The organism is Halorubrum ezzemoulense DSM 17463 (genome assembly GCF_002114285.1).
In the GTDB taxonomy this organism is placed as follows: domain Archaea; phylum Halobacteriota; class Halobacteria; order Halobacteriales; family Haloferacaceae; genus Halorubrum; species Halorubrum ezzemoulense.
The window spans coordinates 1-10379 of sequence record NZ_NEDJ01000091.1; the positions used below are offsets into that span (position 1 = coordinate 1).

Annotated in this window: 15 protein-coding genes and 1 pseudogene; 4 read left to right on the forward strand and 12 right to left on the reverse strand. The window is 59.1% G+C overall.

Annotated features, from left to right (window positions below; all coding sequences use genetic code 11):
- Together B9H04_RS16215 and B9H04_RS19685 are read left to right on the forward strand one after the other, a co-directional pair.
- Positions 1-196: pseudogene (locus tag B9H04_RS16215) on the forward strand (RNA-guided endonuclease TnpB family protein); the annotation flags it as partial.
- Positions 197-392: 196 nt separating this feature from the next.
- Positions 393-659 carry a hypothetical protein gene (locus tag B9H04_RS19685; protein ID WP_049933379.1) on the forward strand — a complete coding sequence of 89 codons (267 nt, stop codon included), beginning with the start codon at positions 393-395 and terminating at the stop codon, positions 657-659.
- On the opposite strand, the gene B9H04_RS19690 is transcribed toward B9H04_RS19685, so the two are convergent.
- The 3 genes from B9H04_RS19690 to B9H04_RS18885 all read right to left on the reverse strand — a co-directional run bounded on the left by B9H04_RS19690 (position 641) and on the right by B9H04_RS18885 (position 1907).
- A complete protein-coding gene (locus B9H04_RS19690; protein WP_162141841.1) occupies positions 641-988 on the reverse strand; it encodes a type II toxin-antitoxin system PemK/MazF family toxin in 348 nt (115 codons plus the stop codon). The genes B9H04_RS19685 and B9H04_RS19690 overlap by 19 nt on opposite strands.
- 30 nt (positions 989-1018) lie before the next feature.
- Positions 1019-1519: a MarR family transcriptional regulator gene (locus B9H04_RS16225; RefSeq protein ID WP_211216894.1), complete on the reverse strand. Its 501-nt coding sequence runs from the start codon at positions 1517-1519 to the stop codon at positions 1019-1021.
- A 127-nt stretch (positions 1520-1646) separates the two neighbouring features.
- Positions 1647-1907, reverse strand: coding sequence for a hypothetical protein (locus B9H04_RS18885; RefSeq protein ID WP_155120075.1), 261 nt, complete (start codon positions 1905-1907; stop codon positions 1647-1649).
- 277 nt (positions 1908-2184) lie between these two features.
- Between B9H04_RS18885 and B9H04_RS16235 the strand changes: the two genes are divergently transcribed.
- The gene (locus tag B9H04_RS16235) at positions 2185-2475 is read left to right on the forward strand and encodes a nucleotidyltransferase family protein (protein ID WP_049933382.1); all 291 of its coding nucleotides are present in this window, start codon (positions 2185-2187) and stop codon (positions 2473-2475) included.
- 492 nt (positions 2476-2967) lie between these two features.
- On the opposite strand, the gene B9H04_RS16245 is transcribed toward B9H04_RS16235, so the two are convergent.
- The 8 genes from B9H04_RS16245 to B9H04_RS16285 all read right to left on the reverse strand — a co-directional run bounded on the left by B9H04_RS16245 (position 2968) and on the right by B9H04_RS16285 (position 9331).
- The gene (locus B9H04_RS16245; RefSeq protein ID WP_049933383.1) at positions 2968-3300 is read right to left on the reverse strand and encodes a ribbon-helix-helix domain-containing protein; all 333 of its coding nucleotides are present in this window, start codon (positions 3298-3300) and stop codon (positions 2968-2970) included.
- A gap of 534 nt (positions 3301-3834) precedes the next feature.
- Complete coding sequence (locus B9H04_RS16255; protein ID WP_049933386.1) at positions 3835-4314, reverse strand: type II toxin-antitoxin system VapC family toxin; 480 nt, start codon at positions 4312-4314, stop codon at positions 3835-3837.
- Positions 4315-4322: 8 nt separating this feature from the next.
- Positions 4323-4592: an AbrB/MazE/SpoVT family DNA-binding domain-containing protein gene (locus B9H04_RS16260; RefSeq protein WP_080508731.1), complete on the reverse strand. Its 270-nt coding sequence runs from the start codon at positions 4590-4592 to the stop codon at positions 4323-4325.
- Between the two features lie 136 nt (positions 4593-4728).
- A complete protein-coding gene (locus tag B9H04_RS16265; RefSeq protein WP_049933387.1) occupies positions 4729-5382 on the reverse strand; it encodes a restriction endonuclease in 654 nt (217 codons plus the stop codon).
- The gene (locus tag B9H04_RS16270; RefSeq protein WP_049933388.1) at positions 5375-5632 is read right to left on the reverse strand and encodes a hypothetical protein; all 258 of its coding nucleotides are present in this window, start codon (positions 5630-5632) and stop codon (positions 5375-5377) included. The genes B9H04_RS16265 and B9H04_RS16270 overlap by 8 nt, the downstream gene beginning before the upstream one ends.
- Complete coding sequence (locus tag B9H04_RS16275; RefSeq protein ID WP_049933389.1) at positions 5629-8490, reverse strand: hypothetical protein; 2862 nt, start codon at positions 8488-8490, stop codon at positions 5629-5631. Before B9H04_RS16275 ends, B9H04_RS16270 begins: the two co-directional genes overlap by 4 nt.
- Positions 8491-8537: 47 nt before the next feature.
- Positions 8538-9017 carry a hypothetical protein gene (locus B9H04_RS16280; RefSeq protein ID WP_080508732.1) on the reverse strand — a complete coding sequence of 160 codons (480 nt, stop codon included), beginning with the start codon at positions 9015-9017 and terminating at the stop codon, positions 8538-8540.
- Positions 9014-9331, reverse strand: a complete 318-nt coding sequence (locus B9H04_RS16285; protein WP_049933390.1) for a PadR family transcriptional regulator — start codon at positions 9329-9331, stop codon at positions 9014-9016. Before B9H04_RS16285 ends, B9H04_RS16280 begins: the two co-directional genes overlap by 4 nt.
- A gap of 385 nt (positions 9332-9716) precedes the next feature.
- Between B9H04_RS16285 and B9H04_RS16290 the strand changes: the two genes are divergently transcribed.
- Complete coding sequence (locus B9H04_RS16290; RefSeq protein ID WP_080508733.1) at positions 9717-10037, forward strand: winged helix-turn-helix domain-containing protein; 321 nt, start codon at positions 9717-9719, stop codon at positions 10035-10037.
- 55 nt (positions 10038-10092) lie between these two features.
- Here the strand turns inward: B9H04_RS16290 and B9H04_RS16295 are convergent.
- A partial coding sequence (locus B9H04_RS16295) for a transposase (protein WP_139835139.1) occupies positions 10093-10379 on the reverse strand: 287 nt, incomplete at its 5' end.

The following is a 10379-nucleotide window of genomic DNA, read 5'->3' on the forward strand; positions in this document are numbered from 1 at the left end:
ATTTGAAGCGGATAGAGATGCGAACGCGGCGTGGAACATCCTTTCTCGTGGTCTTGAAGAAGTAGGAGTGGGATACTCCGAATCAACGCCTGTGGAGACTGCGCTCCCTGTGGATACGCCTGTATCTGCAAAGCGCGTCGTGGAAACAGGAAGCCCCACCCTCAAGGAGCGAACGGCGTCGGCCGTGAGCGAGTAGGGCGGGGTAGTTCACTGAGCGGCGGCAGCTGCCTCTTCTCCAAATCGGACTCAGTGATGATTCGGACATCAAGTAGTTGGGCTAACCGCCACGCACTCTCAGTTACGCGACGCGCGACAGCGAGGACAGGCATTGCCCGCATGAGCGCGGCCCGCAGCGCGACTGCTTCGACGGCGTCCCGCTGAACCGGCACTTGGTGCCAGTCTTTACACTCGACGACGAGGAAATCGTCAGGATCACCACGGAGCTCGTCCCGGCGGGCGATCACGTCGGTTTCGAGCCCGAAACAGTACTCGTTGCGGGCTGTTCTATACCCCCACTGCTCGAGTGTCTCGGCGACCCGAGTCTCGAGCCAGCGACCGTTGGTCGGATCGTGGTCCGGATCCTCGCCATCGGGGGTTCCCACGGCGTCAATTTCGGCCGTGAAATCGGGGGTGTCGTTACCTATGGTCGGACCATCTGATCAATCACATCCGCAACAAGCTGTATTCCCTCATCAGTGAGGGTCCCAGACGGGAGATTATCTCGGATCGACGATAGTGGAATCGTATAAATCGCCCACGGCATCACATAACTCGTCTTCCGCAGCTCCACCCCTTCAACTACGCCGTCGGGCAACTGTGTGACTTCGTATGAGTACTCGGCCTGCGTGGTCAGGCATACAACCGTGGCTTCTTGCTCAACGTACGGCCGATCAGCATCGGATATCACGATTACTGGGCGCGGATTGCTATGTGCCCCGGTTGGATCCGCAGCAAACACGAGACTGCCCTGCGGGTAGTAGTACGTCATGTGAGGGGTATGTGGTCTAACCCCATCGTGTTACTCTCTTTCACTCGACGCTGAGTCAGCGTCAGTGTTACTCTCCGTTGTTGAAGGAGCAGCGGTGCTGTTGACCCAGTCCGCGGGTGCTGGTTCCTCCCCGGACTGATCCTCTTCGGTGTCAGCGCGATCACGTGGGATCTCTCTTCGTGCGCTCGCACCAGTTTGTTCAACGTCATCTGGAGTGAGGCCCGGCTCTGGGTACCGATCCGCCATCTCGTCAAGTTGAACGAGGCTCCGTGCGAACCGCCTCACATCATCCCGTCGCTCAAGTCCGTGGTAGAGACCATCATTCGTTTTTCCGATCAGTCCGTCATCATGGAGGCGAGATAGCGTCGTTGACGTGGTGCCGCGCGGCAGATCAAGTGCGTTTTGTATCTCTGCCGGCGTGTACGCAAGGTTCGTATTCCGATAGAGGAGTTTGACGATTGCGGCTTTGTTTGTGCCCGGGCGGATATTGATCGTGTCGTCCGGGTCGTGTCTTCGAAGATCGATGGGCATGAGTCCAACTGTATGTGTTTGTATGCGTTTGTAATATATAAGTATCATGGTGGTCAGATTTGTGTGACCGTAAGGAGGCATATTCAGGATACCCTACGAACGGTCGTGTACCCCTCTAGCACCGTTCCTATCCGAAGTCGTAGTCAGTGTCGCGAGCGTCGACGTACGCGTCGTTTCCCGCTCGATCGGGGACGTAACATGGACCGCGATCAACCTGATGGAAGACAGGGGCTTCGATATCCAGTTCGCTCCGGCGGCAGAGCAGAAGCGGGAGCCGGTCACGCACGTCTTGGATGAGCGGTTCTCGCCGCGCGTTGAGCGTTCCACTCGGCGGCCGGCGTTCGGTCAGCGGCTGGAGTTGGCCTTTGTCGAGATCCTGCTCGGTCATAATCCGAACGTCGAGTAGTTGGGCTAACCGCCACGCGCTCTCAGTTACGCGGCGGGAGACAGCGAGGACGGGCATGCCCGCATGAGTGCGGCCCGCAGCGCGACTGCTTCGACGGCGTCCCGCTGAACTGGGACTTGGTGCCAGTCTTTCCACTCGGCGATGAGAAGGTCGGTTGGTTCGCCATGGAGCTATTCCCGGCGGGCGATCACGTCGGCTTCGAGTTTAAAGAGTCACTTGTTGCCAAAACATAATTACCCAGCGCAGTCGTAGACACCCTATGGCAACCGAAGATATCTCAACTCGACTCGCGCAGCTCAAGCCGAAACTTGAGCAGGAGTATCCGATCAGCGAGTTGGGTATCTTCGGATCGTATGCGCGTGGTGAAGAACAGTCTGACAGCGATCTCGATGTGCTCGTCGTCTTCGAGCAGCCTGTAACGTTGTTCGATCTCGTTCGGTTGGAAAACGAACTAACGGAGGAGCTTGGTATTGAGGTCGACCTCGTGACGAGAGACTCGTTGAAGCCACGGATTGAGACTCGTGTCCGTGACGATCTCGTCACCGTATGACAGCGGTTTTGGACTATGTGATCCGACTGTTAGGAAACGTGCGTGATCGTGATCTCGGGAAGTGAGTGTGCTGCCGGCTCAAATTCTGCGAAGGACTCGTCGTTCGTCAAAATAGTTGGTTGGCGGTCACGATGCTCGAACGCTAACACAAGGATTGGAACGTCTTTCGGCTGGACCCCACAGACGCGAGCCAGTGTTCGTACTGTGGGCGCCGACCGTTGTTCTCGAAGGAGCGCATCGCTCGCATCACGACTTGATGGCGCTTCGATGAGGCCCGTCATCCGGGTGAGCCGCGTCACAAAATTGGTTTTGACAGCGTCTCGTTCTGTCGCAGAGAGGCCCTTCGTGCGATCGAATGCGGCTAACGCCTCTTGGAGCATGTACGCACTGATCGCCGATGTTGTCTCACCGCGGTCAATTGCTGTGAGCAATTCTGCTGCCCGTTCGTTGGTTTGTAGTGTTCCAAATACCCACAGATTCGTATCGAGGATTTCACGAATCAGATCTGTACACTTGTGTGGCCGTTTCTTCACGAGCCTCGTCGACGGCCTGCTCAAGATCGTCCACATCGACTTTCTTGCCAAGTGCTGTGAGCTCGGCGTCGATATCACCATCTGATTGGCGGCTCTGCTCAGCCTGTGCGAGTAGTTGCTCTAGCCGAAGCGCGGTGATCGCTGTGTCGTCATTCAGTTCGCGAAGATGCGACCGGCAGGCTTCCTTGATGAACTCGCTTTTATTGGTGTAAATACCCGTCTCATCAAGAAACCGCTCAATCTCAGTGTCCAGCTCAACCGGGAATTTGACACTGACGCTTGCGTACTTCATGGTAGTACCATCGTACTACAATTAGATAAGTCTATGGCACCGATGGGGATGTCATCAGCGTTCGCTGCTATCCGAACTCGTAGTCAGTATCGCAAGCGTCGACGTACTCATCGTTACCCGTCCGATCAGGCATGTAACACGGGCCGTGGCGTGCCCCGGAGAATACTGGCGCCCCGATGTCGAGATCACTCCGTCGGTCCAACAGCGGCGGAACAGAATCTCGGAGTTCGCTCACGTACAGCTCTCGGCGGGTTCAGAACGTTCCCCGTGGCAGTCGACGTTCGGTCAGTGGTGGGAGCGACTTCTTGGTGAGGTCGTCGACAGTGACGATCCGCACGTCGAGCAATTGCGCTAACTGCTAGGCACTCTCAGTGACGCAGCGCGCGACAGCCAGCACGGGCATTGCTCGCGCGAGGGCAGCCCGGAGTGCGATCGTCTCGACTGCGTCCCGCTGGCCCGGGGTTTGGTGCCAGTCTTTACACTCGACGACGAGGAAATCGTCAGGGTCTCCACGGAACTCGTCCCGCCGTGCGATCATCCCTGAATGAACGTCAGTTTCTCTCGCTTTTCGCTTGGAATCGGGTTCGTATAGGTAATGTCCTCACCCTCACATAGCTCGTTGAAATCATCATCAGTCGTGATCAGGTAGTCAGCACTGTATGCTCGCGCAAGCGCCATGATAAATGAATCATACACGTCGTGGTTCTGTTCAGCACTGATCTCATACGCTTCTAACAGGGTTGTCTCAGTCGCACTAATAATCCGTACTGGGCTCCGAACAAGCGATTGGACTGCGTTTCGGGCCGTTACATCATCCACCCCGAACTTGTTTGTCATGAGATACTGTACTCGAAGCGGATAGTAGTCACAAACCAGCAAGACGTTTGGCCCGTCGAGGGCCTCTTGAATCCACGGATACACATGGTCGTGTGCTGGATGATCTTCGGTGAGTCCGATCGCAAGTATATTCACGTCCGTGAGTACCGTCACTTCTGTCGGAAGTAAGTCAGCCATCAGTTCGATCACTTATCTATCGGTCCAAAGAGCGTCTCTCCTGCATCGGTTGGCGTCGTGTGCGTCCAGTCATCTCGGCCAGCCGTTGCGAGCTCTAATTTCGAACTCGGCTTGGGGTTGACCTCAAGGACGGAGCCAACAAGTGTCGCTGGGAGCTCATCGTTCGATTCGATTCCTAACTGCTCCCGAACGTCTTTTGGGAGGGTAACGCGCCCTCTATCATCGACCGTGAGCGTCAGTTCCTTTCCGTGGGTTTCATCGACTGATGTGTTTCCCATTTTTTCTCACTTGATACCCACTACTATACTGATATATAAAACTGTTATGCCGCGTGACCGATAGTATTCGGCTCTCCCCACTGGAACCTCTACAGAGTTCGAGGCAGAGTGCCCCGGGGCCTGACCCCGAGGCAGTTCACTCCGTGAATTCGTACTCGCTATCGCGAGCGTTGACGTACGTCGTGTTGCCCTCGCGATCAGGGACGTAACACGGGCCGTAGCCAGCAGTATGGAATACAGGCGCTTCAATGTCAAGGCTGGTTTTCCGATGGAGCAGGAGCGGCAACCGGTCGCGCAGCTCCCGAATGGGCGGTTCCCGCCGCGCGTAGAGTGTGCCCCGTGGTGGTCGGCACTTGGTCAACGGTCGGAGGCGATCGTTCCAGAGGTCCTGTTCGGTGAGGATCCGGACATCGAGTTGTTGGGCTAACTTCCACGCGCCCACGGTCACGTGGCGGGCGATAGCGAGGACAGGCATCGCTCTCGCGAGGGCAGCCCGGAAGGCGATCGCTTCGACGGCATCACGCTGGACGGGTGTAGTGTGCCAGTCTTTACATTCGACGACGAGGAAATCTGTGGGATCACCACGGAACTCGTCGCGGCGCGCGATGACGTCGGTTTCGAGCCCGAAGAGCTGCTCGTTGCGGGCGGTGGTGTACCCCCACTCCTCGAGGGTGTCGGCGACTTCGGTTTCGAACCAGCGGCCGTTGGTTGGGTCATGGTCCGGTTCTGCGTTGTCGGGCGTGCCTACGGTGTCAATGTCGTCGGTAAAATCGAGGCTATTGTCACTCATCGGTTGGGCCCTCAATGGTGTCGGCGGCGGCTGCCTGCTGGGCTGCCTGTTCGAGGGCTGTCGCGACCGTTTGGGCTTCTGTCGGCGTGAGTACGGCGAAGGTGACCTCACGGTCATCGCCGAAGCCGAGGAGGACACGCGATCCCTCGGTGACGTCGGTGCTGTCGGTGCTGACCTGGATACTTCCGTCCGTCGCTGTCGGGCGATCGCGTCTGATCGTGGTTTCGAGACCGAGTGTTTGGTCGCTCACTGTTGGTCACCCCCGTTCGGGAGCTGTGTTTGTGGCGTTGCGACTGCTGTCGTCGGATGTGGTGTCGGTGTCATGGTGTCGTGTGGGTGGTCTCGGGTGTCTGCGAGCTGGTGGGCGTGGCTGTTCGGCTGTCGGCTCTGGTTGGTGGTCGTCATCGGACGTGTGGTGTCATCGGCGTCGCCGCCGGGTTCGGTGAGAATCGCAATCGGTGGCTGTCTGTCCCACCCACCGCGATCGTCTCTCCCGGTGCGGTCTGGGGGAGAGCTGTTCGGCCCGGCGGGTCTGGTTGATTGTCGATACGTCACCGGCGGTAGCGCGGGTTGATCGCTGCTCGCCGGGAGCCACGCCGTCACAGGCGGTGTCTTCGGGGGTGATGTCGGACTCGTCGTGGCCCACCGGCGGTGGCCCCCTTGCTGGACGGGCGTGACGCGATCGAGATCGCGGACATCGCTCAGACGACGGTCATAGCTGCTCGCGGAGATACCTGCTTGCTCGATGAGCTCCGAGCGGCCGAGTGGGCTGTCGGCACGCAGCAGGGTGGCGTACAGTTTGGTGGCTGTCGGCGTGAGATCCGGCCGGAAGCGCTCCGGTGGGAGGGTGGCCGCTGCGCGCTCGACCGCGGCCAGCGTCGGCGTGGGTGACTCGTTCAGCGCTCGCAGCAGGCTCGCCACAACGTCGTACGGACACGCTTGGTTGGTGCCCGCCGGGCCGAACGAGCGCAGACAGCGCCGCACGAGCCGCTGGCGCTCGCGGGGTGTCCACTGTGCGTCGTGGGTCATCGCGACCTCGTCGATTACCCGCCGGATGGCGGGGTAGGTCGTCCCGTCGACGACCGGGATTTCGAGTGTCGGTGCGGCTTCGGTGCCGTCGGCGATTGCTTCTCGGACCGTCGTGAGTTCGCTTGCGAGTGCGGCGGTGATGTTGTCGTGGAGTTCCGTGATCGTCGGGCCGGCAACCACCCACGACATGGTGAGATCCATGGTCGCGTTGTGGGCCGTTTCGGCGGGGAGTCGCCGGCACAGCTTTGCGGGCCGGTCTTCGAACAGCATGCGGTAGCCCGAGTGAATCCCGTAGACGGACTGTTTGGGCGCCGTTTTGGCGAGGAACGCACAGAGGTCGTGGAGGTGGGTGGGGTTGCGTACGATGGCGTCGGTATCGGGTACTCTAAGCGTGGTTGTGAGATCGATACCGGCTGCGTGATACAGCTGGGTCGCTGAGGCGATCAGGCCGTGGAGATCTTCGAAGAGGTTGGCGCGGGCCGCTGTGTCGTCGCTGTTCGTGAGTTTGGCGACTTGTGCGAGGAGGCAGTCTCGAACTGTGGTTATTCGCTCACGCCACGATCCGTAGGTGGTCTCGGCGTCGCTGTACCAGCCGACTTGGTGGCCACGGCGGAGGATGCGCTTGACGGGATACGCTTGGGTGTCGTCATCGATCGCTTCGAACTCCTGGCCGAGCCGAGAGGGTGAGAGGATTTTCGAGAGGGCTTTCTCGCTGAGTAAGGCGCCTGCGAGACGTCCCAGGGTGGCTAGGGGGCCACCCCACTGGAGAACGACAAGGGTTTCATCGTTGGTGTGGCTCAGGTATGCGACACGGCCGTCGTCGAACGAGTGGAGTTGGTCGTCGACGAGGGTGATAGCATCGTCGTGGGCAACGGTGCTGAATCGCTCGTGGAGGTGGGTTTGGGAGTTCTCCGGGCCAGTGAGCCACTGGACGTAGTCGGCGTCTTCATCTGGATCACCGGTTGCCGCCACCCACTCATCGGGAGTCGGTGTCCCTCCACCTGCCCGGCGGGACGACACTGTACTTGTGGATTGTTGAGGGGTCGCAGTAAGACACCCATCGAGCCGGCGCTGATCCGGGTGGACGAGGTTGTCGGTGTCGTCGAGACACTGCTGGACGGCTCGCTCTCCGAGCTCGGTGAGTTGGACGGTGTTATGTTGGCCACGGCGGTCGATCGTGACTAACTCACGGGCTTCGAGATCGAGGACGTATCTGCTAACGGTGCCGTCAGCGACATCGATCGCGTGGTCGGTGGTGAGATCGCGGTAGCTCCGGGCGTACTCGGGGGTGAGGTTCCCGAGAAGCCGACGTTTTCCATGCTCGGTGTCGAGATCACGGATGGCTTCCCACGCGGCCTCGGCAGTCTGGGCGTGGTCGGTATGGGGGGACCGATTCCGGCTGGCAGTAAGATCGAGGTGACACTCGGTCCAGTTGGGATACCGCTTCGAGAGGTGTCGGCGGACTCTGGGGGAGGCGACGAGTCTAACGTCGAACCCATCAGCGAGCACGGCGATTGCCGCGAGTGCGCGGACGCCCGTGCGGCGGTCTGGAAGAGCGGTCCACGCGTCGCCGTCTAACAAGAGGGTGAGGGCACGTGGTTGATCGTCAAGCTCACGATGGAGTGCGACTGGTCCTTTCGCGAGTGCGCCGAGGTCGGCGTTGACTGGCCCGCGGCCCGTGCCGATGCTGGTGACTGTATCGGTGAGATCTGCGTGTCGCTGTTGGTGGTACGGACTGAGCGAACTGGTGGGTTCGTCTCCATAGGTGAGCGCGAGCGTCGTGATCGCCCGGGTGTACGCGACGGCTTCGGCGACGTCGTCGGTCCATGGGTTGTCTGTGTTCTGCCACGCTGGCAGGCTTTTGGCGAGGAGCTGGGAGCTCGTCCGCCACGGATCGGTGGTGGCGTGCTCGCGGATGGTCCGCTCAGTTTGTGGCCGAAGTTTGGCGAGGATCTCTGGTATCCACTCGGTCAGCCGGGGTGAGACTGCTGGACAGGTGATCCCCTCGGTGGAGATGTCCGTGCTGTGGCTTACAAGCCGGACCCCTCGCTTGTGGGCCGCAGGCTGGTGTGTTCTCACAGGCGATCACCTGCCGGTGATGATCCGGTGGGTCAGATCGGCCAGCATTACTCTGCCCCCTTGTGTGGGCAGCCACCATCGGAGCGGGTCTGTTCGCGTATGGCGGTGAGAAGTGGGGTTGGTTCCTGGTGTGTTGGCTGGGTTGGCTCTCGTGGTGTTGGGGAGTCCGGATGGACGTGTGGCTCAGCGGTCGTCGTGGGACTCGTGACGACCACAGTCGGATCAAGGAGGACGAACGTTGTGGATTGCGTTCGGGTGTTTGAACACGCCCCGATGTGGCCCGTAAGGACGTACTCGCGAACACCGCGGGTGAAGACGGTCGGGTGTTCGTGGACATCTGAACCGCACATGATATAGCCGATCGCGTACGCGGGTTCGCCGGCCGCGCGGTAGGCGTAGGCGGTGATGTCGTCGCCTTCGTGGAGGGGTTGGCCACAGACTTGGCAGATCGGATTGTCGATGTCGAGTACGATGCGAGTGAGTTGGGCGAGGTCTGCGGCGTGGAGGTCATCGGTGGGGCGCGTCATTCGTTCCCTCCCTCGGCGTTGTGAGTGCCAGCTTGCCACGCTTGCCGCGCGGAGAGTCCACGGCGGGCCGACTCGGTCAGTCGGTACTCGGTCGTGTCGTGGGTTTGTTTGGTGACGTAGTCGTTTTTGATGAGTTCCTTAAGAATGTTACAGACGCGGGCTTGGTCGATACTGGCGGTGTAGTAGTCGGCGAGTGCCTGGTGGAGTGGACCGCTCTCGCTAGGGCCAGTCTGTGAGAGTACCCAGAGCAGGTCGCGGTGGGTGGCTGAGAGGTCGGCAAGCGAGATGGCATCGCTCTCGGTGGGGCTAGACATTGTGCTCCTCCACCGTGGTTCCGTCGTGGTTGCGTGTCGTAGCGCACGGTGTACAGAGTGGGCTGTCGAAGGCAGCGTCGTAGCCGTTGGCTGGGTTGGTACACAAACTACAGCCAGAACTGTTACTATTCGATCCGTTAGTCGTCTCGCAGGGCTTAAGCCCCACAGTTGCCAGCATTAGCATGGTTCTGTGAGTGGACACAGAACCCGTCCCGGCTGGGTGCTCTAACACCGCGGCCGGGGTTTCTACATTTTCTCGCGAGCCGAGGGTTCGTCACTCGGGTTCCGTGAGATACACTATGCGACTGTTGGTACATTAATACACCGATAGATTTCTAACAATCTTACCGAGCATGATATAGACAAAGGAGTGTGAATTTACCGTATGCGATATGCTGGTGGATGGATGACCGCAGCAGATGACCGTATCTTAGAATATCTCTCTGAGAATGAAACCGGCTCGCCAGCCAAAATGAAAAGAGAAGGTCCCATCCGATACTCCCGTCAGCAAATCAATCGTCGGTGTAAGCGGTTGGCTGAAGAAAATCTCGTACGACACCTAGGGAATGGCGTCTACGTGATCACCGAAGACGGTGAGGCATATCTCGAGGGGCGTTTAGACACCGAAGATTGGCAGTATATTGACGAAGAGGTACGTGAGGACACACATGATGACTCTACTGAAGACACTGTTACTGAGAATTGAACGGTGATTTTCTGAATCAACGTGAGTCCCTTTACGCCAGTAGATTATATCGCTCTTATGTAGAACTACGGAAAGCCCCTATAACAAGGCAGTCAATGGTGATATCGACGGATGCGCCTGTGAGATTCAGCGATCTAATGATCCCGAATGTATGAGCGGCCTGCTCCAAGCCTTGCTTGGACAGGCCGCGGAACTTCCGCAGCCACGGTTGAACGAGCGAAAACAGGCATTCTGCCTGATTGATGTGGACTCCGTCAGGCGATACGTACCTCTCTTTGTGGACGACCGTTCGGTGATCCCGATCCATCTCGCGGTACGCTTGGAGTCCATCTGTCCAGACCT